We start from the raw sequence: 22,624 nt of genomic DNA on the forward strand, positions 1-22,624 counted from the left end.
CAGGACCAGAGGAACTGCGCCATGGGCGATTTTTACCAGAACGGCATTATCACGACCCTCCACAATCTGACCCGGCGCCCGGTGGAGGACCTGGAACAGGAGCTGATGAGCTTCCGCAAGGCGCGGCCCATGTCGCTGGTGTTGCCGTCGCTGTACTCCGAGCTGGAAGGCCCGGCGTTGAAGCACATTGTCAGCGAGCTGGCGAAGGTGCCCTACCTGGAGCAGGTGGTGATCGGGCTGGACCGCGCTGACGAAGCGCAGTACCGCCATGCGCTGGAATACTTCTCCGAGCTGCCACAGAACTTCAAGGTGTTGTGGAACGACGGCCCACGGCTGCGGGGCATTGATATGCAGTTGCGGGAACAGAATCTGGCGCCGACGGAGATGGGCAAGGGGCGCAACGTCTGGTACTGCTTTGGCTACGTGTTGGCGTCGGGGCTCAGCAAATCGGTGGCGCTGCACGACTGCGACATTCTCACCTATTCCCGGGATCTGGTGGCCCGGCTGATTTATCCGGTTGCCAATCCAGCCTTCAATTACATGTTCTGCAAAGGCTATTACGCCCGCGTTGCTGACAGCAAGATGAACGGGCGGGTCAGCCGCCTGCTGGTGACGCCGCTGATCCGTGCGCTGAAGAAAGTCTGTGGCCCCAATGATTTTCTGGATTACCTGGACAGTTACCGCTACCCGCTGGCCGGCGAGTTCTCCTTCCGTACCGACGTGATCAACGATCTGCGCATTCCCAGCGACTGGGGGCTGGAAGTGGGTGTGCTGTCGGAGATGAAGCGCAACTACGCCACCAACCGGCTGTGCCAGGTGGACATTGCCGACACCTATGACCACAAGCATCAGGAGCTGTCGCCGGAGGACGCCAGCCGTGGCCTGTCGAAAATGAGCACGGACATCGCCAAGGCGCTGTTCCGCAAACTGGCCACCAACGGCGAAATTTTTTCCAACGAGAAGTTCCGGACTATCAAGGCCACGTATTTCCGTCTCGCGCTGGATTTTGTCGAAACCTACCAGAACGATGCCATCATCAACGGCCTGACGTTTGATCGCCACAAAGAGGAGAAAGCGGTGGAACTGTTTGCGCAGAATGTAATGCGCGCCGGGGCCTATTTCCTCGATAATCCTATGGATACACCGTTTATTCCCAGCTGGAACCGGGTAGCCAGCGCGATCCCCGACATCAAGGAACAACTGATGGAGGCGGTGGATCTGGATAACGAGGAATTCCGCCCATGAGCGAGCCACTGAAATCCAAACTGACGGGCATGCTGGAGGTGGTATACCCCGATCTAGATTGTGGGTTTCTGTCTGAAAAACTGCTCAAGACCATGGGGCTGGCGCCGAACCAGGAGGCGCCGCCGGCGCACCAGAACCATTGGGATGAGTCGGATGTGGTGCTGATTACCTATGCCGACACCATCCGGCGGGCGGATGAAAAGCCCCTGGTGACCCTCCACGAGTTTCTGACCGATTGCCTGGCAGACACGGTGTCGGCGGTGCACATCTTGCCGTTTTTTCCCTACAGCTCCGATGACGGCTTTTCGGTGATGGACTACCTGGCGGTGAATGAATCCCACGGCACCTGGGAGGACATTGAGCGCATTGCCGGTGATTTCAAGTTAATGGCAGACTTGGTGATCAATCACATGTCGGCCCGCAGCCGCTGGTTCGAAAACTTCCGCAAGCGAGTTGACCCGGGCAAGGATTATTTCTTTGAAGCAAGCCTGCAGGACGATCTGAGTGCCGTGGTGCGGCCCCGCACCTCTCCGCTGCTTAACCCGGTGATGACCGAAGACGGTGAGCGCTATGTGTGGTGCACCTTCAGCGAGGACCAGGTGGACCTGAACTTTGCCAATCCGAAGGTGCTGATCGAGTTTATTGCCATTATTCGTCGCTATCTGGAGCGCGGGGTAATCCTGTTCCGGCTGGATGCGGTGGCGTTTCTGTGGAAAGAGCCGGGCACGCCGTCTATCCATCTGCAGCAGACCCACGAATTGATCAAGATTCTCCGGCTGCTGATTGAACATCACAGCCCGCAAGCGGTAGTGATCACCGAAACCAACGTCCCCAATCGCGAAAACCTGACTTACTTTGGCAACGCCAACGAAGCCCATGCGATCTACAATTTCTCGTTGCCGCCGTTGTTGATCCACACTCTGGTCACCGGCAACTGTCGTCACCTGAAAACGTGGCTGATGAGCATGCCGCCGGCCCAGATGGGCACCACCTATCTGAATTTCATTGCCTCCCACGACGGCGTGGGGCTGCGCCCGACCGATGGCCTGCTGAGCCAGGATGAACGCCAGGGGCTGATCAATACCATGGAGTCGTTCGGTGGCAAGGTGTCCTATCGCCGCACTGAAGACGGCCGCGACCAGCCCTACGAGATGAACATTGCGCTGTACGATGCACTGAAAGGCACCGTCCGGGGCGGCGCCGATCACTGGCAACTGCAGCGCTTTTTGTGCGCTCACACGGTGATGCTGGCGTTGGAGGGCATTCCGGCCTTTTACATTCACAGCCTGCTGGCCACCGAGAACGATTACGAGCGGGCCGAGCACACCGGCCGCCTGCGTTCCATTAACCGTGGCCAGTGGAATCTGGACGCCATTGAAAGTGAACTGGCCAACCCCTTGAGTCATCACAGTCAGGCTTTCAAGGAGCTGAAGCGGCTGATCGCCATTCGTCGACGGCAGCCGGCCTTCCATCCCAACGCCACGCAATTTACGCTGCATCTGGGCCTGCAGCTGTTTGGCTTCTGGCGCCAGAGCATGCGGCGCGACCAGTCGATCTTCTGCATCCACAACATCAGTGATGAGGTGCAGCAGATTGCCCTCAGCGACATCAATCTGATCGGAACGGAGGAGTGGGTCGACCTGATTTCGGGCCTGCGCGTCGATGACCTGAGTGGCGACATTACCCTCAAACCCTACCAGAGCGTGTGGTTGTCCAACCGGGGGTGAGGGATGGCGTTTCGTTTTGCCGGTTGCCGCCTTACTGAACTGAAAGGAAATTTCGCCCCGTTGTATCTGTAACCATCGCCGATGACGCGGTATGCTCTCTCGGTAACGAATGATCCACCGGAGCGTACGCATATGATGAAAGCGATCAAAGTTGTCGGTGACGAATTGCAGTGGGAGCCTGCTGAGGCCCCGGCAGAGTTGCCAGAAGGCCATGTCCGGATTGACGTGGCGTGGACCGCTATCAATCGTGCCGATCTGATGCAAAGAGCCGGGGCTTACCCGCCACCACCGGGCGCCTCTGACATTCTCGGCCTGGAAGTCAGCGGCACCGTTGCCGCGGTGGGTGAGGGCGTCCGTGAGTTCAACGCGGGGGATGAGGTGTGCGCCCTGCTGACCGGCGGTGGATACGCCACCAGCGTGGTGGTGCCAGCGGTTCAGGTATTGCCGATCCCCAAAGGCCTGTCGCTTAAAGAAGCTGCGGCAGTGCCGGAAGTGTTCGCCACGGCCTGGCTGAACCTGTACCGGGAAGCCGAACTGCAGCCAGGGGAGCGGGTATTGCTCCACGCCGCGGCCAGCGGTCTTGGGACGGCGGTTATTCAGCTGGCAACGGCGTTCGGCAACCCGGTGTTTGCGACCGCAGGCGACGATGAGAAGCTGGCGGTGTGTCAGAAACTGGGAGCAACCGGCATCTGGAACCGACGCAATGGCTCTTTCGTGGAGGCCGTTCGCAAGTGGGGTGGCATCGACATGGTGCTGGATCCGGTTGGTGGCGGCTACATCGGCGAGGATCAGAAAGTGCTTAACGTGGATGGCCGGATTGTTCTGATCGGGCTGATGGGTGGTCGGGCTGCGGAAGTGGATCTGGGCATGATGCTGGTCAAGCGCCATCGCCTGATCGGGTCGACGTTGAGGTCACGACCAGTGGCTGTTAAAGGGGAGGTCATGCAGGCTTTGCATCGGCATGTCTGGCCACTTCTGAGTTCGGGGCAGATAGTGCCGATGATCGATAGCGACTGGCCTATCGAGAAAGCCGCCGAGGCGATGGCTTACGTGGCTGCCAACAAAAACACCGGTAAAGTGTTGCTGAGCGTTTCTGCCTGAGCACATCAGGTTTGCTCCGATCCATCAGCCTGTTAACGAGCGACTCCGTTAACAGGCTGGTGAAGCGTCTGGCCCTTAATCAGCAATATGCACCAGCTGCTTGCCAAAGTTCTTGCCTTTCAGCATGCCTTTGAATGCGTCAACCGCGTTCTCCAGTCCTTCAGCCACTGTCTCCTGATATTTCAGTTCGCCGCTGGCAATGCGGTCCGTCAGGATGCTGGTGATTTCCTGATGCTTGTCCTGCCATTCGGTCACCAGGAAGAAGCGATGCTCCGGAACCGGGTCCAGGGCTTTCAGCACGTGGAATGGGGTTTCCACTTCGGCCATATCGGTGGCGTTGTAGGCTGACACATAACCACAGATGGGCACGCGCGCGCCCGGATTAAGGAATGGGGCCACCGCGCGGGTCACTGCGCCGCCCACGTTCTCGAAATAGATATCAATGCCATCGGGGCAGGCCGCTTTAAGATCACTTTCCAGATTGCCCGCTTTGTAATCCACACAGGCATCAAACCCCAGTTCTTCGACCACAAACCGGCATTTTTCCGGCCCACCGGCCACGCCTACAGCGTGGCAGCCTTCCTTTTTTGCTGTCTGGCCCACAACGGTGCCAACCGGGCCGGATGCCGCAGACACCACCACGGTTTCACCGGCTTTGGGCTTGCCCACATACATCAGGCCGCAATACCCGGTTCGACCCGGCATGCCGGCCACGCCAAGGTAGGTCTGCAGCGGGACATTCTCTTTCTGCTCGATCCTGTAGACCATCGGCGCATCCGCCGGGAACGTCACATATTCCTGCCAGCCGGAATAACAGGTCACCAGATCGCCGACCTTAAGTTTATCGGAGCGGGATTCCACGATCCGCGCGACAATCTCGCCCACGATCACTTCATCAATGGCGATCGGATCCATGTAACCCTTGGCGTCGTTCATGCGCGGGCGCATGTAGGGGTCCAGGGACAGCCAAAGAACCTGGGCGACCACTTCGCCTTCCCCCGGAGTGCGAACGGGGCGCTCTTCCATCACTAGGTCGCCGTCCTGAATTTCCCCCTGGGGGCGTTGCTTAAGCACCACTGCGTGATTTGTATAGTCGCTCACTGACACTCTCCGTTGCACTGTAGGTGATTATCGGTTGCGTAATGAAACCAGATTCGAGTGGTTTGAGAATGCAGCAGATTGGGTTTGGGGTCAACCTCTCATCTCGGGTTCGTCGGGGTTACATTCCTGGGCGTGGCCGTTATAATCTGCCACGCTCAGGATGAGCATGGAACCACATACCTATCTTCAGGGACCGAAGACATGCCCCAGGCAAGCGGACTGCAGTTCACCGCCACCATTGGCGAATTTTCCTCTGACCATTTTTCCGTTGTCGGCTTCGAGCTGACCGAACGCCTTTCCGGACTGTTTCACGGCGCACTGGCGCTGGCCAGCACCGACCCGTCGGTGTCTGCCGCGGATGTACTGGAGCAACCCGTGGATCTGGTGGTGTGGCAGGACAGCGCGCCCCTGCGCCGCTTCACCGGCGTAGCCAACGAATTCGCCCGCGGCGACAGCGGCCACCGCCGCACCCGCTACGAGATCATCTTCCAGCCAGCCCTGTGGCGACTGGGCATGATGCACAACAGCCGCATCTTTCAGACCCAGACCACCGACGCCATCGTGCGCACCCTGCTGGAAGAGCGCGGCATCGTCGATACCGTGTTTGATCTGAAACGTAGCCCAGAAGAGCGGGAATACTGCGTCCAGCACCGGGAAAGCGACCTGGCCTTTGTCGAGCGCATGGCCGCCGAGGAAGGCTGGCACTATCGCTACCAGCACGGCTCGGTGGACGGCAGCGAACAACCCGCCCTGGTCATCGCCGATCACCACGGTGACGCCCCGAAACTTGACGTCGTGGAATACAATGCCAAAGCCGGCGGCAGCGCCAAAACTCCCTGTGTGTTCCGCTTCGCCTACCAGGAACGGGTGTGCACCAGCTCCGTCGCCATGAAGGACTACACCTTCAAGAACCCCGCCTACGCGCTGATGCACGAAAGCGCCGGTGCCGACCTCAACCACCGCGACGATTACCAGAATTACCAGTACCCCGGCCGCTTCAAGGCCGACGCCAGCGGTCAGCCCTTCACCGATGCCAGGCTGGAGGCTCTGCGCAACGACGCCAGCACCGCCAGTGGCGAAAGCAACCGCGCCGACTTCACCCCCGGTGCCAAAGTGGCCCTCACCGACCACGACAGCGATCCCCTGAACCGGGAATGGCTGCTCACCGGCATCGTCCACACCGGCAAACAGCCTCAAGCCCTGGAAGAAGAGGGCGGTTCCGACCCCACCAGTTACAGCAACCGGTTCAGCGCCGTGCCCGCCGACCGCCCCTGGCGCCCGCAGATCGAGCATCGCCCGCTGATGGACGGCCCACAGATGGCCATCGTCACCGGCCCCGAAGGCGAAGAAATCCACTGCGACGAACACGGAAGAGTCAAAGTAAGATTCCCGTGGGATCGCTACTCAAAGAACGACGAACACTCTAGTGCCTGGTTAAGAGTCAGCCAGGGCTGGGCCGGAGGCCAATATGGCTTTATGGCACTGCCCAGAATCGGCCACGAAGTCATCGTCAGCTTCCTGGACGGAGACCCGGACCAGCCGATCATTACCGGCCGTACCTATCACGCCACCAACACGCCGCCGTACGCGCTGCCGCAACACAAGACAAGAACCACCCTGAAAACCCAGACCCACAAGGGTGAGGGCAGCAACGAACTACGGTTTGAAGACGAAGCGGACCAGGAACAGATCTACCTCCACGCCCAGAAAGACCTGGACTTGCTGACAGAACACAACCGCACGGAAGTCATCAGTAACGACAGCCACTGCACCGTCGAAAAGAACGCCTTCAGCCATATCAAAAGCAATGACCACTGCACCGTAGATGGCGAAAAGAGAGAGTCTGTCGGCGCCGACTGCAGCCAAAGCATTGCCGGCACCTTCCACCAGAAATCCGGCAAAGGCACCCTTAGTGAAGCGGGCACAGAAGTGCACCACAAAGCCGGCGCCAAAGTGGTTCTGGATGCTGGCGCTGAGCTAACCATTTCGGCGGGTGGCAGCCTGCTGAAGCTGGACCCAAGTGGCGTGACGCTGGCGGGGCCGGGGATCAAGATTAATTCGGGTGGTTCACCGGGCAGTGGTTCGGGGCAGGGTGTAGTGATGGCGGAAATGCCGCAGATAATTGAGGGTGACCAGCCCGCCAAACCCGAGCAGGAGGCGCTGGCGGAGGTCGAACAGCGGGAAAACGCCCCGGTCATCAATGTGGAGTCCCAGCTTGCTGCGCTCAGGAAGGGGAATGCAACTTGCCCGGTTTGTGAGGAGCAGAACTTATGAATCGGAACAGTTGGCCCCTGTCGGAGTCACCGTTTTCCCATGTTGACTGGCCTGGCCGGGGCCCTGTCGGGCTTGTCCTTGATGGCGTCGCTATCCCGGAGCTCGGTGAACAGATATACCAGTGGGCCAGTGGTCGGTCTGTTGACGCGGAGTGCCTCTACGTTGCCACCCGTTGGGAGGCGGTTTCGGACCTGTCGCCTTGGCTTGTATGGCTCAGTGGGCCGGAAGACCCGGTGCTGAAGGGGTTCCTGGAACAGGGGGCTATGCAAGAGCAGGGCTACTTGCTTATCTCAGCCACAGACCGTGCTAGCTGCACCCTCTGGATGCGATCCCACCTGCAAGTAGAAATGGCACCGGGCTGCGATGAACTGGTGCGTATTGCCCATCCGGCGCTGGCCAAGACGGTGATCGGGGGCAACCTGCCTTGTTTTCCCACCAAAGCGGTAGATCGGTTGATTATTCCGGATCGTGTCAGCGAACAGTGGCATCTTGTCGAGCCCCCAACTGTTCAGCATGGCAGCGCCGGTGACCAGCCCGGAAAATTGATAGTCTCGCCGGACCTGAAGAGTGCTTTCGAAGCTTTCAATCGGCGCAAAGGCGCACTGCAGATATGGAACAACCTGGATGAGTCGGTGCGCAACCAGTTGGGTGGCCCTGATTTGAGGGATGTCTACCCGGTACTGGAGAGAGTGCTGGAAAACGCACTTGGCAACGGGTGCGACAACTTGCGGGAGGTGATGCAATTCCTGTTCGCAACATTGTCACGACCAGCCGATAGCAATGCCGTGATGGAAACGGCACTCCCATTGGATCAAGGATGAACAATGACACGCATTCAACGCCCCACTGACGACCGGACGAGCAACGATCTTTTGTGCTGGGAACAGCCAGGCACCCCTATTGATGAACCCGCTTCATGCCCACTACTGCAAACCGTTCACCTGCTGCCCATTCGGTATGGCCGAGTGGAGGTTGCACCCGCTGATACAGACCCCGGGTACCCTTACTCGCTGACCTCCCGCCCCCTCGGCTACCGCCTCCTGAGGCATGGCTACCTTTATGTACTGGACGCCGATACCGGGGAACTCCACGAGTACCTGCATGAAAACGGTGAACTGACGGGCCACAACGACGGCAAGCTGGAGTACCCGGTATCCCATACGCTGTACATTGCCTTCTCGGAACTGGCATGGACTGCCCGCAAGAAAGCACAAGTACTGGACGACCCACAAGAGCGTGATGCGCTGCTGCAGAGAGTCGATCTGGCCAGTGCCTCGCCACTGAGCGGCGGTGAATACCTGCTGACCCCCGATCAGGCCAGGGAATGGGTGGCCGAGTTTTCCGAAGACGGTATCCCGGAGTCCCCCGAAGGCGCCCACCCGCAGGAAGGTGAATCCTATTACTGGGAGAATCAGCCCTATTACCACAAGAGCCGGTTCGGCAAGCTGATCAAACAGCAGTCCATCGACGATGTGTCCAATTGCCTCTGCCTTGTGGTGAGGGACGACTTGGGCGTGATGCTGGACCTGGCCCAGCACCAGGATGATGTGGTTGGCTGGATCGAAGGGTGGACAAGCGAGGGAGACGACGAGCGAGACTATTTTCTTGGCACACTGGTTGAATCCATGACCCTGCTGGACGAACAGGGGCTGGATTCCATGGTGGCCAATTCAGATCACCCCGACATTGTCTCCATGCGGCAGGACCTGGAAGCCATGCCGGAAAGCGACCGTTCAAACACCCAGTCGGCATTGCTGGCAGCATTGAGGCAACTCGAGGATGAAGCGAGACCCGGCCCCAATGATGCGTCGCTGCCCCCTGACGTTAAATCAAGGGTTGAAGAGATCCGGAGTACAGCCAACCAGACCAACGCCTACGGCATCCTTCCCAAGATGCAGAGAGCGGTCGACGAGTGGTACCTGCGACAAGCCATGGAAGGGGCCAGGCCGGATTTCGTGGACTCCCACATTGAGGGCATTGTCGCCTTGGAGAAGGAGCACCGTGATAGATTGAAAGCGGCTCTGGAAGGGCGCGGTTTTGGACACCGCGGAATTAATGACCTGATCGACCGTGAGACCATGGACCAGTTCATGGCCAGCCAGCGGGAGAAGCTGGCCCGCTGGCAGTCACTGCTGACGGATATAACCAGTGATCGTATTCTACTGCTGACAGACAACCGCTATCACCAGGCCGCGTGGTATTTTGACCCGGAAGACGAAGTGCAGATCGAGGCAGCCCTGGACCTGGAATACGCCTGCCGGAAAGACATCTGCCGTTCGGACGAGGCGAGTGATGGGGTGTTGCAGTGGCTGGAACAAAACCCCCAATACAGCCTCCCTCTGTTCCAGACCCTACCAAAGAATGACCGCTCCGAAGACGGTGAACTGGCCAAAACCTATGTAGCGGTTGGTTCCGCTGGCTACGCCGTGGTTACCAAGGCGGCGGAGTGGATCCAGCGGGTGAAAGCGGCGGAGCAGGGCAAGCTTCCGGATTATTCCCAGTACTCTCGGCAGATCCAACAAAAAGCAGAGGGGGTGGGGGACACTCTAGCCCCGGCTATTGCGCGGGCAAAGGGGCGTGCTGTTGGAGAACTCTACAAGGCCATCAACAGCCAGACCCTGCCGGAGCTGGATGATCTGTTCCGGGACCTGCCGTATTTTTTCAAGCGGCGCATGCTGGACGCCATAGACCAGGGCAAGGCGGAATTCCGCTTTGCTTCTGCAAGTGAGTTGGCGACCTTCCGGGACAACCTCAGACAGATGCTGCAGCTGGATCAACAGATGAAGCAGCTTCAGAACGACCATGAGGTTGCTAAATCCACTCATGGCCATCGTTCCGAAAGGGCTCAGGAGTTGGTGACTGAATTCAAGGCCACCCGCGAAGAACACCGTGAAATCGGTAAACGCGTGGCCGCCGCCCTCAGCCCGGTCGAGGAAACCGACACCGGCCTGAAACTGGAACCGGCCGTCACCGGCCGTGCTGGAATAACGTTGGTTCCGCCGCCACTGGCCCAGCAGGAAGTTGGACGATTGGTTGGGCATTTCCGGCAGGGCTTGGACTCGGCTCCCCGGGTGAGTTTGATGGGTGATGGGCTTGGGGTGATGGTGTTCCTTGCGCAGTTGGTTAATCTTGTCCGCGCCGTTAGTGAGGGCAAAGAGCAAAGCTCTACTGATCGAAGTTATGTCCAGTTTGCTGAAAGTGCCCTTGCTACCTCTGCTGCAGGCTTTCTGGCGGCTCAGGGAATCATTGACACTGCCTATGGTGCCAGAGCAAGAGCCCTGGCCGATGCTTGGCAGCGCACCGCTATGACTGGTGTGAATATCCGAATGGGTAAGCTGCATGTGGGGCTGGGCATTCCTGCCTATCTGTTTGGAGCCTTTAGTGCCGGCATTAGTGCCTATAAACACCGTGAAAACTGGTTGAGAGCGGTCCAGTCCGGCAATGTCGAAGCTCAGACTGGTGCAGTGCTGGGCATGGTTGGCAGTGGTGGTCTGGCGGGTACTAATACCTACGGGCTGTACCGGACTGGTCAATCGTTTATTCAGGCAGTTGCCGCACGAGGGGCTGAAAACAAGGCCGTGGCGTGGGCTACTGCCGGCCGGACCTTGTCCGGCCTGTTTGCCCGCCTGAACGTGGCGGGGCTGGTGTTCACGGTTTTTGAATTGGGGGGTACCTGGTTGTATAACCGCTACAACCTGAGCGAGCGGGATAAATGGCTGCAAACCACGCCCTGGTCACGGGAGGCCGAGCAGGTCCACAATGGCTCGCTTGACGACTATGTAGAGGCCTTTGCCCGGATTGGCAACAGTGTCACACTTGACGAAGTGCCCGGCGAGGATGAAGAACCTTCCAGGTTACGGTTAAACTGCCACGGTTTGGCGGCGGACAGCTTGGTGGAGCCCCTGGAAGGCAAGGCGCCCCACCAGCTATCCATCGCCGCATGGCGCATCCAGCCTGGGCGAAGGGGAATGTTCTCCCTCCAGCCGGAAACCTGGGTACCCTGTACCGGTGCCATCTTGGGTAGCCTGGAGCAGTCGGCCGATACCGGTCACCTGCAATTGGCTTTCAGGCCTCCGGCCCATGAGAAGACCCAGCATGGCATCCGCACCAGGGACCTGGGCTTGATGGTTAAGCTTGAAACATTGCAGGAAGATGGAGCCTATACCGGTGCCGTTTATATGCTGAAGGTGACTCCGGATAGTCAGTATCCCCTGACACCCGTGCAGGAGGCTCCGAAAGCAGAGATTTCCTGGTGGCGACTCCGCCAGCCACTCCTAGTGACGGATGGACTTTAATGGACCCCAAGAATGCCCAGCCCGAACAGCCGCCCCGCGCGGGTCTTTCCGAGCCTTTTCCGAGCGGACGGTTAACCTTTCTGGCACCCAGGCCCCTGCCAACCGGGGTGCCGCCGGTGGATCATGGCCATGCGGTGGGGGAAGTGAATGACTGCTACCTGGATTTTGGAACGGGGGCGACATCAGTGTTCGGTTGGCAAATGACACTGGGCGGCCCATTTTTTTGTTTTTTGTTTACTGCCTTTTTTGTCCCTTTGATGGCTTTTCTGATGTTTTATTGGCTAGGAAACGGTTGGCCCGACGGGATTCATGCTCTCCAGGGTGTGTTTGACATTACTTTCTGGCTCGGTTTCTGGGGAGGGCTCTTTGGCTTCTTCATACTCTCCCTACCTCGCTGGCAGGCTTATGCCAAACTAAAAAACGTAATCCCCACCCGCTTCAACCGCCAACGCCGAGAAGTGTGTTTCGTGCCGGAGGGGCAGAAAGAACCGATCTTTGTCCCTTGGGAAGAGCTGGTCGCCTGGGTGACGGAAGCCCAGGGCGTTACCGAATATGGCGTGCAACGCCAATACGGCTTCGGCATTGGCTTCTATCACCCGGAAACGGGCGAGAAATACACCCTGGAGTTTGAAACCTACGGCCAGCCCCAGGCTATCAGTACCTGGGAGGCCATCCGGGCGTACATGGAGTACGAAGTCCATACCCTGAAAGAAATCCAGGATCCATTTGAACTCCAGGGCCCGGGTGATCCGCCCTGGGAGGGTGTCCATGTTTTCCGCAATTCCCGGAAACGTCTTCATGAAGAATTCCGGGAAGGCAAGCGGGGGATGTTCTACCTGACCGGCTGGTACCTGTACCACCTGATCACTTTCTGGACCATCCCGAACCGGCTGGTGGAGTGGGAGGTCAGGAAGATCAAGCGCATGAGTCGGAAAACACTGCCCAAGGCCATGTTGGAGTGGTCTGAATCGCTACCGGAAGACCAGTGGTCCAAACCCAGCGAGGAACTAAAGCGCCAAAGTAAGCGAGTACTGGAGCTGCGAAAAGCGGATCCACAGAGGCCGGTTACCGAGATCTTTGCCCAGGTTGATGAGGAGTTCTCAGGTGTAGCATCGATGTCGGCCTAACCGAGCGTTAATCGTGCGGCTGGACACAACCCAGTATGCAAAATATCCCTATGCAAGCTGACACCGCAACTGGGCAAGATCTCTATGGAAGAATACCGAAAGCAGCGGCCGGCCGAGGCTTGGCCGATTTGATACTACAAGGAGGGTAAACTATGGATCGCCAAATAGAAGATCTGATGAAGCAGGGACTAAGCCGATATGAGATCTTCGAGCAGCTCAAAAAGCAGTCGGGCAATCAAATGCGTCTGGCTCAGAAGATTGCAACGTGCGAGCCTGATTCGTCCTCAGCAGGAACCCTCCTGATTAACCGAGTCCTCCTGGCGCTCTGCCTGCTTCAGGCGAGTTTCGGGATCTGGGTGCTCTACTCCAATGTGGTCCCGATAGATGAGGAGTTCGGGTGGCAAGGAATTGTCGCAACGTTCATTTTGACGATTTTCTATTTTGGCGGTCTGTTCAGGATGTCCTTTACTGGATACGCCTCATTTATCTTACTGTGCGCTAGCGTTCTCGCCGGCTATGTCTATTTCTTCAACCGTTTCCCGGTTGTCTCGATTGTGGGTGTCTCGTTGGCCGCCGCCGGGGGCGTTCTGGCATATTTGGTCAAGACTCGTCTATTTCCTCACATGGGTTTTATGGATGTGAAGAAGGATGAATGCGGAACGTACATCTTCGAGTAACAGCTTCGATGAGTTCTGCAATAGTGATAGTGGTCGAGAGTGCGAGAAATCAATGTAGTGAATGTGCCCAAGGCAGGTGAGGTAATAGTGCAACGATGTCTGTCTGGGCTCTGTGTTGCAGAATGCAACAGTTGTGGTAACCTGAAACTCATTGAGTAGAATTCTGAGGAGGCCACCATGACAACCGCCGTTCGTCTTGACGATATTCTGGTTCGTTACGCCGCAGCCGAGGGTGCGGTGAACCGGCGCTCAACCCCCAAACAGATTGAGTACTGGGCGGAAATAGGGCGCGCCGTGGCTGGTGAAGTAAGTGCCGAGGATCTGATCGCGATTCTTCAGGGAATTCGCCAGGTGAAAGTGGAGCCAGTGGTGGCGGAGTCTTTGACCAGTGATGACCTCTGGGCCGAGGTGGATCAGGCGCGTGAGAGCGGTGATTTGGGCCGCGCGATTGGCCGGGGGCGGACGGTGTATCAGGCGTCTGGTGATAAGCCCGGCTATCTGGAGGCAATCTACGCGGATGGCTCGCGGGAAGTGGGGGAGTTCCGCAACGGGCGGTTTGAGGCGCTGAGTGACCGTGACAACGCAGCCTGAGCTCTGGCTGCTGGTCGGGGGTAATGGGGCTGGAAAAACAACGTTCTATGAGCGATTCCTGGCACGCCGCAGGATTCCTCTGGTCAATGCCGACAACATTGCTCGTAGCGTGTGGCCGGATGCGCCCGAAAAACACAGCTATGAAGCGGCCCTGATCGCCGAACGGGAACGGTTCCGGCTGTTGGAGGAAGGCCGGAGCTTCTGTTTCGAAACCGTTTTTTCCCATCCTTCTAAAGTCGATTTTGTCGGCGCGGCGAAAGCGGCCGGTTTCCGCATCCGCATCTTCTATTTCCACCTGGAATTGGCGTCCTTGAACAAGGCCCGTGTGGCGTCCCGCGTAAAATCCGGGGGGCACAGTGTTCCGGAGGTCAAGATTGAGGCAAGAATACCCCGGTCGCTGGCCAATCTGCGTCTCTGCGTAGGCCTGGCGGATGAGCTGCATCTTGTCGATAACAGCAGCCTTGAAAAGCCCTACGTGCGGGTTGCGGCATGGCAAGACGGCCAGTGGCAATCGTTTCAGGAGGCGCTGCCGCAGTGGGCAAGGGACCTGATTGATGCCTGATCGCCGGTTATGGCCAGCTGTCTGGCACCACGAACAACCGGTCGGTTTCTTGCCAGAGTCCGCTGGCGGAGTTTTGTTCCAGTTTCGCGAACAGCAGCGGAACGTTGTGCACGCGGATGGTCTCCAGCGCCGCCGCTACCTGTGAGGCGACCGGCGGTTCAGGCTGACTCCAGGGGCCGATCCAGTGGGGTTTGTTCAGGACCACCCAGTTGCCAGTATCCGCTGAGCTCACCTGTGAGAGATAACGCCAATGCCCACGGAGGTGATTGGCGGGTACCGTGTCGGGAACGACAATGCTCGTTTCAACGGGGTAGAACAGGTATCCGGGCATGAAGATTCGAGGTGTGACCGGGGTCACGATGCCGGCCTCCGCAAGCACTGCCTGTGCCTCAGGCAGTCCGGTTCGCTGGCTTTGCCGGTTCAGCATCTGGTCGGTTTTCAGGTCAAGGCGGTCCTTGGAATTTGGGCCGTACCAAAGGGTTTTCCCGCCAGCGTCCCGAAACCCGAGATAGTATTTTATGGCAATCTCGTGATGTTCTATTCGATCCTCAGACCGGTTGTGCACCACAAAGTCCAGCTCACCGACGGTTCGCCCTTGCGACTGGATTTGCTGATTCTGCAAAAGAATGTTCCAGCCCAGCAAGTCCTCCAGTAACACTTGATAAAGCCGCTCGAAATAGAACCCGAGTCGCCTGGGAGGCGTTTCCCTCAACCGTGCGGGAGCTGTTTCGGGATTGCGATCCCAGGCCTGGAGCAGATTGAAGGCATCGCCAGAGAGGTATCGCCCCGGCTCAAAGCTCAGTGGGGATTTCAATAACTGCGGGGCCTGGCACAGCCAGGCAAGATGCCGGATGGCCGGCTTGGTCAGTTCTGATCTCAGGTCTTGTGCTGTTTTTGCATCCATCCGGCAAGAATACCGTAAACTGTCTTCAGGGTAAGACCCTCAAACCGTCATTAAGGCTGTCCCGAAGGAGGTTACATGCAATATCTTCACACCATGATTCGGGTGAGCAACCTGGACGAGACCCTGCACTTTTTCTGCGACCTGTTGGGAATGGTTGAGATCAGCCGTAAAAGCAGCGAGAGGGGGCGTTTCACTCTGGTGTTCCTTGCTACGCCGGATGATGAGGCGCGCGCCCGTGAGGACAGAGCGCCGATGATTGAGCTCACCTACAACTGGGATCCGGAGGAGTACACCGGCGGTCGTAATTTCGGTCACCTTGCCTATCGTGTGGACGACATCTATGGGCTGTGTGAGCATCTACAGGCGAACGGGGTGACGATCAACCGCCCGCCACGGGATGGCCATATGGCGTTTGTGCGGTCACCGGACGGGATTTCCATCGAGCTGCTGCAAAAAGGTGAGGCCCTCGAGCCGAGAGAACCCTGGGCCAGTATGGCGAACACCGGTACCTGGTAGCGGTGTTGCGCCACCGCCATGAAATGCCCGCAATGGGAAACACCGTAGCTTTCAGCTAAAATTCGCAAAAACGTTCAACCAAGGATGACCCATGCTTGCAGTGATTCTGTCTGGCGGTTCAGGCACCCGCCTGTGGCCGCTCTCCCGAGAGGCTTACCCAAAACAGTTCTTGCCGGTTGTGTCCGACGATTCCCTGCTTGCAGAGACCATTGAGCGGGGTTTGGCGCTGGACAGCAGCGCCCGCGTGATGGCGATCACCAATGAGGAGCACCGTTTTGTGGTTGCGGCACAGCTTCAGGCGCAGGCTCCGGAGCGCACTGCAGGCATTATTCTGGAACCGGTGGGGCGTAACACGGCCCCGGCCATTGCACTGGCCGCGCTCGCCGCAGCGGAAGAGCAACCCGATGAACTGCTGTTGGTGATGCCCTCGGATCACGTGCTGAAAAATCTTCCGGCGTTTCGCGACGCGGTGACCAAAGGTGCGGATGCGGCCCGTTCCGGCAAGCTGGTGACCTTCGGCATCGTGCCCTCGGCACCCCACACCGGCTATGGCTACATCAAGGCGGGCACCGATCACGGCGGTTACCAGGACGTTGCCGCGTTTGTGGAAAAACCCGACGAAGCCACCGCGGAGCGCTATCTGGCTGAAGGCGATTACCTGTGGAACAGCGGTATGTTCCTGTTCCGTGCCGACCGGTACCTGCAGGAACTGGAGAAACACAATCCGGCAATGCTGAAGGCCTGCCGCGAAGCCTGGAGTGGCAAGCAGGCTGACCTGGACTTTACCCGGGTGGGCAAAGCGGCCTTTGAGAGCTGCCCGGACGACTCCATCGATTATGCCGTCATGGAGAAAACCCGTGATGCGGTGGTGGTGCCTCTGGATGCGGGGTGGTCCGACGTTGGCTCCTGGTCCGCGCTCTGGGAGATCCAGCCGCAGGATGACAACGGCAACGTGTGTCGGGGCGACGTGATTACCGAGGATGTGTCGGGCTCCTATATCCACTCCGAAGGCCGACTGATTGCCGCCCTTGGCGTCACGGATCATGTGATTGTGGAAACCGACGACGTGGTCCTGGTGGCCGACCGCAGCCGTGTTCAGGACGTCAAGAAACTGGTGGCTCAAGTGAAAGCTCAGGGCCGCCTTGAGCACCGCTTCCACAAAAAGGTTCATCGCCCCTGGGGTACCTACGAAGGCATTGCCATGGGCGAGCGCTTTCAGGTCAAGCGGATTACCGTGAAACAGGGCGCGTCCCTGTCGTTGCAAAAACATCATCATCGGGCGGAGCACTGGGTGGTGGTGAAAGGAACAGCCACCGTAAACAGGGGTGAGGAAACCCTGCTGCTGACCGAGGACCAGTCCACCTATATCCCGCTTGGGGTCACACACCGGTTGACCAATCCCGGCGTGATTCCGCTGGAACTGATCGAAGTGCAGACCGGGAGCTACCTGGGCGAGGACGACATCGTTCGCTTCGAGGACACCTACAACCGCGTTTGAGCGGAGTTCGCCGGCCCAGGACGGGCAGGCACACAAGCAAAGGAGATGCTGAATGGATGACTGGCAGGGATGCCTGAGCCCCTTATGCCAAACCGCACTGCAACGCGCTAGGGACAGCGTTGCCCACCGCGGCGGTTTCGCAATCACCGCAGAAGATTTCTTGTTGGAACTGGTCGAGGACGAGCCGGTCGTGGCGGCTTTTCTCAAAGCCCGGGGCGTCGACCTCGACGAACTGGTGCGTACCATCCAGTGTGAACAGCCCATTGTGACCGAGGTTGGGGGAGAGGGGCAGCTCTCCTCGCAACTGCTCTATTGGTTTGCCTGTGCCCGCGAAATGTCTGATGCCGCCTGGCTGGACTGGCCGCTGCTGATGGCTGCATTGACGTCGGCGGCAGAACGGTTGCAGGAAAAAGCCTATGTGGCAGTTCTGGAAATGGTGGGTGAGTGGCCGTTGTCGGGGTGGGCTGGTCAGCGAGCGGACTCTCCTGACGAAGACCCTTTGCCAGTGGTGCTCAGCGATCTGGGCTGGCTGGCGCTTGCTGAGGAAGTGGCGATCACCCTGGCGGCCTCCCCCTCAACGCTGATCTGGCTGCGGGGCGACCGGGGCACCGGCAAGACCTCCTGGCTGCAGGCGTTGTTGCCGTGCCTGGAGGCCGGTTACGTAGAGCTTGATCTGCGAAGGGAGTCGGAGCTGGTTTCCGATGATCACCCGGCGGTTCCCGCCAATGCCATACCTCGCCGGGATTGGCCGGCGCTGATTCTGGATAACGTGTCGCCGGCCGACCTCATGGCCCTGGCCGCGCGCTGGGACAGTCTGGCAGCGCAGCTGATTCAGTCGTGGCAGGGGCCGGTACTTTTGCTGGGGCCTCAGGGGGTGCAGTCGCCTGATTCGGTGAGGGGCCTTGAGCAATGGCTGGGCCGGTCCATGGATGTGCTTGATATGCCCGCCTGTGGTTACCTGCAACGGAAGTCCATTCTGACGGCGCATCAACCGGTAATCGAAAAGCAGTGGAATGTCCGGTTCTCGAGCGGGGTGATTGCCTATGCCGCAGGTTGTCGCAGCGAGTCGGTCGCCGCTCCGGGGCACATGTTGCAGTGGGTGGCTCGCTCAGCCGCCCGCCTGAATCTGTTTGCCAATCGTGGACCGACCGCGGCGCTGGCATTGAAGGGGCAGGCAGATACCATGCGCCGGCAAACCCTGGTGGCCTTGGCAAGACAGCAACCGACGGATGAGCTGGAAGGCAATCTGGCGAAGACAGAACTTGAAAGAGCGGCGGCGGAGGTTGACTGGCACGAACGCCGGGCGTCGGGAAGCCTTCGCACGCTCACCACGGAAGACCTGCGTCAGGAACTGGAACGTTGGGTTGCAGCGCGCCCCGGCCCGGGTCACTATGTTGGCCATTATGATGATGTAGGAGAAAAAACGGGTGCGGGACCTCGAAATATACATTCGTGACCTGGAGCCTCTGGCGGCGTCGGAGTGGTTAGCCAATCACCTTGATCGGCTGGAGCTGGATGATGGGGAAGTTGCGGCGGCGGCCGTCAAGGGCGTTGGCCGATACCTTGATGCAGCTGTGAGAGTAAGCCTCTATCCGGGGGCTTTTGGGAAGCGCTTTACCTGTCTGGTGCTGGAAGGTGACTCGCTGCCATGGAACTCGGATCTGGAGTGCGCGCGCAGTGCATGGCGGGCCATGGACGTGGAAGTGCGTTGCAGCCCCGGTGACTGGAAAGAAGGCGAGCCGGTGGAAGATGAAAAGTGGTGGCGGCTGGATAGCCGGGGTGAACAGTTGGTGGTCTGGAACTGATTGAACCACAAAAAAGGGCAGCCCTACGGCTGCCCTTTTTGCGGACTGCGGCCCTGGTTAGTCGCTCAGGATCGACACGTTGTCCGCTTGCAGGCCTTTGTCGGCCTCAACCACGTTGAAACGCACCAGTTGGCCCTGGCGAAGTACCCGGCGACCGCGGCCGCGAATGGCGCGGAAGTGGACAAATACTTCATCGCCGCTGTCGCGGACGATAAAACCAAAACCTTTCTTGACGTTGAACCATTTGACCGTACCTTCCTCGTCGCCTTCCGGGCTGGTGTCGTCGAAATCGTCCTCGTCGTCATAGTTCTGGTTGCCGGGGCGGGACTTCGCAGGACGCGCAGCGCGCTGGCCAGACTGGCGTGCGGCGAGGGCTACGGTCAGGAAGCCGGCAATGCCAAACAGCACGAAAGCAATGACGTAGGCTGCGATGCCACGGGTGGCGCCAAGGGCTTCGAGGGTCTGTCCGGCAGCAATCAGTTTAAGCGGTTCCGGAGTGAACGAGAGCAAAATGGCAAGAATCAACGGAGCAGGAATGGCGATCAGGAGAGCAACAAGGATCGCTTTGGCTGGATTACGCATTGACTGAAATATCTCCATACTTTTAACGCTAACGATAAAGAACCGGATATCGGGTAAAATCGCACATCCGGTCGGTGAAAACCGCCCCAGATTCCGACAATGACGGGCTGTGGCGGGCAAAAGCGGCATGATACCAGATAACGGGGAGCGCTGACCAAGCAACCGGTCAATCAGATACACGAATCAAAAGGTTTTCGGCACTGATGAGCAATAACGATCTGGAAACACGGCTGGACGAGCTGGAAACCCGGCTGGCGTTTCAGGACGACCTGATAAACACCCTCAGCGAGCAGGTTGCCAAACAGGAAATGGACATTCGTGAACTGTGGGAAGCAAAGCGGTTGCTGAATCAGCAGCTTAAGGAAGTTTCTCCCTCGAACATCAAGCGGGAGGAAGAAGAAACCCCGCCTCCTCATTATTGAGGGCGGGGCTGATCATCGCGGTCTGTTGCCCAGCCGGCCGTCAGGCCAGCAGCTCCTCGAGAATCTGCTCGTAGATCTCTGACAGGGTATCCAGGTCGGCGGCCTTCACGCATTCATCCACCTTATGGATGGTGGCGTTGATCGGGCCAAGTTCGACAACCTGGGCACCAGTGGGTGCGATGAAGCGCCCGTCTGAGGTGCCGCCGGACGTGGACAGTTCGCTTTCCCGGCCGGTGATTGTGCGGATGGCGCTCTGACTGGCAGAGACCAGTGCGCCACGGTCGGTCAGGAAGGGTCGCCCGCTCAGGTGCCACTGCAGATCGTACTTGAAACCGAAGCGGTCCAGAATCGCAACGACCCTCTCTTCCAGGCTTTCCGCCGTGTTTTCCGTGCAGTACCGGAAATTGAAGTGCACCAGACACTCCCCGGGGATGATGTTGCTGCCAGTGCCGGCTTCCACCTTGGTGATCTGGAACGTGGTTGGCGGGAAGAAATCGTTGCCGTTGTCCCAGAACTCGCGGGCCAGGGCGTCTAGCGCGGGTGCAACCGTGTGGACCGGGTTTTCCGCCAGGTGAGGATAGGCTACGTGCCCCTGAACGCCGCGCACGGTGAGATAACCGTGCAGCGAGCCACGACGCCCGTTCTTGATGACATCCCCCACCTCGTGGGTGCTGGAAGGCTCGCCAATCAGACACCAGTCGATCTTCTCATTGCGGGCCTCAAGGGTCTCGATGACCTTGACGGTACCGTCCTGAGCCGGCCCCTCCTCATCGCTGGTGATCAGCAGGGCGATGGAGCCGCGGTGTTCCGGGCATCTGGCAACAAAGCGCTCGCAGGCGGTGACAAACGCGGCCAGACTGCCTTTCATGTCAGCCGCACCGCGTCCGTACAGATAGCCGTCCTGAACGACCGGCTCGAACGGCGGGTGGGCCCAGTTCTTCTCCGGTCCGGTCGGCACCACATCGGTGTGACCGGCAAACGCCAGAACCGGCCCTTCTGAGCCTTTGCGGGCCCACAGGTTGTCGGTGGTGCCAAAGCGCAGGTTTTCACCGGCGAAGCCCAGGGGCGCCAGCCGCGACATCATCAGGTCCTGGCAGCCGGCGTCGTCCGGTGTGACGGACTGCCGGCGAATCAGGTCGATGGCGAGCTCGAGAGTCGGGGAATTAGTTGTTTGCATGCAGCTCTTCGTTCAGCTCGATCGCGGATTTGTTGGATTTACACTCAACGGCGCCGGTCTGGCTGTTGCGACGGAACAGCAGGTCGGTCTGGTTGGCCAGATCCCGTGCCTTGATGATTTCCACCAGTTCGTTGTTGTCGTCGAGCAGGGCAACCTTGGTGCCTGCGGTGATGTAGAGGCCGGCTTCGACCTTGCAACGGTCACCCAGCGGGATGCCAATGCCGGCGTTGGCGCCGATCAGGCAGTTCTCGCCTACGGAAATGATGATGTTGCCACCGCCGGAGAGGGTGCCCATGGTGGAGCAGCCGCCACCCAGGTCGGAGCCTTTGCCAACCATCACGCCAGCGGAAATGCGGCCTTCAATCATGCTGGTGCCTTCGGTGCCGGCGTTGAAGTTGATGAAGCCTTCATGCATGACCGTGGTGCCTTCGCCCACATACGCGCCCAGTCGTACCCGCGCCGTGTCGGCAATGCGCACGCCTTTGGGGACAACGTAATCAGTCATCTGCGGGAACTTGTCCACCGACTTCACTTCCAGGGTGCGGCCTTCCAGGCGTGCCTTTAGCTGGCGATCGGACAGTTCGTTCAGGTCGATGGCGCCTTCGTTGGTCCAGGCCAGGTTTGGCAGCAGGCCGAAAATGCCGTCCAGTTTCAGACCGTGGGGCTTGGCCAGACGGTGGGAGATCAGGTGCAGCTTCAGGTAGACCTCCGGTGTGCTGGAGGCGGTGTCATCGCTATCGAGAATGGTCACGCACACCGGGCGGGAACTGCCGGCTGCTTTTTCTGCCAGGGCGGCCTGATCGGTTTCACCGACCTGGCGCAGCGCATTGGCAAACTGGCTCAGCTGCTCCGCATTTGCCAGTATCGCCTGGTTGCCACCCTGGTAGTCGAGGCTGCTGCGAGCCACATCAATGAGGCCATTGTCGGGTGTCATTACCGGCTGCTGATAAAACACTTCCAGCCATTCGCCCTGATTATTCTGGCTGCCGATACCGATACCGAATGCAAAGCTCATCAGAT

20 protein-coding genes are annotated in these 22,624 nt (G+C 58.9%); 15 read left to right on the top strand and 5 right to left on the bottom strand.

The window, feature by feature from the left end; genetic code table 11:
- Positions 1–21: 21 nt before the first annotated feature.
- The 3 genes from DYI22_RS04150 to DYI22_RS04160 all read left to right on the top strand — a co-directional run bounded on the left by DYI22_RS04150 (position 22) and on the right by DYI22_RS04160 (position 4,073).
- Positions 22–1,245 (top strand): glycosyl transferase, encoded by a 1,224-nt coding sequence (locus DYI22_RS04150; protein WP_213476768.1) that lies wholly within the window; start codon positions 22–24, stop codon positions 1,243–1,245.
- Positions 1,242–2,972 carry a sugar phosphorylase gene (locus DYI22_RS04155; protein WP_213476769.1) on the top strand — a complete coding sequence of 577 codons (1,731 nt, stop codon included), beginning with the start codon at positions 1,242–1,244 and terminating at the stop codon, positions 2,970–2,972. Before DYI22_RS04150 ends, DYI22_RS04155 begins: the two co-directional genes overlap by 4 nt.
- Before the next feature lie 135 nt (positions 2,973–3,107).
- Positions 3,108–4,073 (top strand): NAD(P)H-quinone oxidoreductase, encoded by a 966-nt coding sequence (locus DYI22_RS04160; protein ID WP_416234552.1) that lies wholly within the window; start codon positions 3,108–3,110, stop codon positions 4,071–4,073.
- 75 nt (positions 4,074–4,148) lie between these two features.
- Here DYI22_RS04160 and DYI22_RS17615 read toward each other — a convergent pair whose 3' ends face one another.
- Positions 4,149–5,174, bottom strand: a complete 1,026-nt coding sequence (locus DYI22_RS17615) for an NADP-dependent oxidoreductase (RefSeq protein WP_213476771.1) — start codon at positions 5,172–5,174, stop codon at positions 4,149–4,151.
- Positions 5,175–5,375: 201 nt separating this feature from the next.
- Here DYI22_RS17615 and DYI22_RS04170 point away from each other — a divergent pair, with 201 nt between their 5' ends.
- From DYI22_RS04170 to DYI22_RS04200, 7 genes are all read left to right on the top strand, one after another.
- The gene (locus DYI22_RS04170; protein ID WP_213476772.1) at positions 5,376–7,448 is read left to right on the top strand and encodes a type VI secretion system Vgr family protein; all 2,073 of its coding nucleotides are present in this window, start codon (positions 5,376–5,378) and stop codon (positions 7,446–7,448) included.
- Positions 7,445–8,269, top strand: coding sequence for a DUF4123 domain-containing protein (locus DYI22_RS04175; protein WP_213476773.1), 825 nt, complete (start codon positions 7,445–7,447; stop codon positions 8,267–8,269). Before DYI22_RS04170 ends, DYI22_RS04175 begins: the two co-directional genes overlap by 4 nt.
- Positions 8,270–8,272: 3 nt before the next feature.
- Complete coding sequence (locus DYI22_RS17415) at positions 8,273–11,743, top strand: toxin VasX (RefSeq protein ID WP_228300774.1); 3,471 nt, start codon at positions 8,273–8,275, stop codon at positions 11,741–11,743.
- Positions 11,743–12,870, top strand: a complete 1,128-nt coding sequence (locus DYI22_RS17420; RefSeq protein WP_228300775.1) for a hypothetical protein — start codon at positions 11,743–11,745, stop codon at positions 12,868–12,870. Before DYI22_RS17415 ends, DYI22_RS17420 begins: the two co-directional genes overlap by 1 nt.
- 152 nt (positions 12,871–13,022) lie before the next feature.
- Complete coding sequence (locus tag DYI22_RS04190) at positions 13,023–13,547, top strand: hypothetical protein (protein WP_213476774.1); 525 nt, start codon at positions 13,023–13,025, stop codon at positions 13,545–13,547.
- A 177-nt stretch (positions 13,548–13,724) separates the two neighbouring features.
- Positions 13,725–14,138 carry a ParD-like family protein gene (locus DYI22_RS04195; RefSeq protein ID WP_213476775.1) on the top strand — a complete coding sequence of 138 codons (414 nt, stop codon included), beginning with the start codon at positions 13,725–13,727 and terminating at the stop codon, positions 14,136–14,138.
- On the top strand, positions 14,122–14,700 hold the full coding sequence (locus DYI22_RS04200) for an AAA family ATPase (RefSeq protein WP_323132870.1): 579 nt from the start codon (positions 14,122–14,124) through the stop codon (positions 14,698–14,700). The genes DYI22_RS04195 and DYI22_RS04200 overlap by 17 nt, the downstream gene beginning before the upstream one ends.
- A 7-nt stretch (positions 14,701–14,707) precedes the next feature.
- Here the strand turns inward: DYI22_RS04200 and DYI22_RS04205 are convergent, their stop codons facing one another.
- Positions 14,708–15,604, bottom strand: a complete 897-nt coding sequence (locus tag DYI22_RS04205) for a DUF1853 family protein (RefSeq protein WP_213476777.1) — start codon at positions 15,602–15,604, stop codon at positions 14,708–14,710.
- A 75-nt stretch (positions 15,605–15,679) separates the two neighbouring features.
- On the opposite strand from DYI22_RS04205, the gene DYI22_RS04210 reads away from it, so the two are divergent.
- The 4 genes from DYI22_RS04210 to DYI22_RS04225 all read left to right on the top strand — a co-directional run bounded on the left by DYI22_RS04210 (position 15,680) and on the right by DYI22_RS04225 (position 19,423).
- A complete protein-coding gene (locus tag DYI22_RS04210) occupies positions 15,680–16,120 on the top strand; it encodes a VOC family protein (protein WP_213476778.1) in 441 nt (146 codons plus the stop codon).
- Positions 16,121–16,211: 91 nt separating this feature from the next.
- Positions 16,212–17,618, top strand: a complete 1,407-nt coding sequence (locus DYI22_RS04215; RefSeq protein WP_213476779.1) for a mannose-1-phosphate guanylyltransferase/mannose-6-phosphate isomerase — start codon at positions 16,212–16,214, stop codon at positions 17,616–17,618.
- 52 nt (positions 17,619–17,670) lie between these two features.
- Positions 17,671–19,074 carry a hypothetical protein gene (locus tag DYI22_RS04220; protein WP_213476780.1) on the top strand — a complete coding sequence of 468 codons (1,404 nt, stop codon included), beginning with the start codon at positions 17,671–17,673 and terminating at the stop codon, positions 19,072–19,074.
- Positions 19,046–19,423, top strand: coding sequence for a hypothetical protein (locus DYI22_RS04225; RefSeq protein WP_213476781.1), 378 nt, complete (start codon positions 19,046–19,048; stop codon positions 19,421–19,423). Before DYI22_RS04220 ends, DYI22_RS04225 begins: the two co-directional genes overlap by 29 nt.
- A gap of 57 nt (positions 19,424–19,480) precedes the next feature.
- Here the strand turns inward: DYI22_RS04225 and DYI22_RS17620 are convergent, their stop codons facing one another.
- The gene (locus DYI22_RS17620) at positions 19,481–20,005 is read right to left on the bottom strand and encodes a cold-shock protein (RefSeq protein ID WP_213476782.1); all 525 of its coding nucleotides are present in this window, start codon (positions 20,003–20,005) and stop codon (positions 19,481–19,483) included.
- A 203-nt stretch (positions 20,006–20,208) separates the two neighbouring features.
- Here DYI22_RS17620 and DYI22_RS04235 point away from each other — a divergent pair, with 203 nt between their 5' ends.
- Positions 20,209–20,427, top strand: coding sequence for a SlyX family protein (locus tag DYI22_RS04235; RefSeq protein ID WP_213476783.1), 219 nt, complete (start codon positions 20,209–20,211; stop codon positions 20,425–20,427).
- A 40-nt stretch (positions 20,428–20,467) separates the two neighbouring features.
- On the opposite strand, the gene dapE is transcribed toward DYI22_RS04235, so the two are convergent.
- Together dapE and dapD are read right to left on the bottom strand one after the other, a co-directional pair.
- Positions 20,468–21,604: a succinyl-diaminopimelate desuccinylase gene (dapE, locus tag DYI22_RS04240; RefSeq protein WP_213476784.1), complete on the bottom strand. Its 1,137-nt coding sequence runs from the start codon at positions 21,602–21,604 to the stop codon at positions 20,468–20,470.
- Positions 21,591–22,619, bottom strand: coding sequence for a 2,3,4,5-tetrahydropyridine-2,6-dicarboxylate N-succinyltransferase (gene dapD, locus DYI22_RS04245; RefSeq protein WP_213476785.1), 1,029 nt, complete (start codon positions 22,617–22,619; stop codon positions 21,591–21,593). Before dapD ends, dapE begins: the two co-directional genes overlap by 14 nt.
- Positions 22,620–22,624: the final 5 nt, after the last annotated feature.

Origin of the sequence: Marinobacter lipolyticus, assembly GCF_018424605.1 — a bacterium.
In the GTDB taxonomy this organism is placed as follows: Bacteria; Pseudomonadota; Gammaproteobacteria; order Pseudomonadales; family Oleiphilaceae; genus Marinobacter; species Marinobacter lipolyticus_B.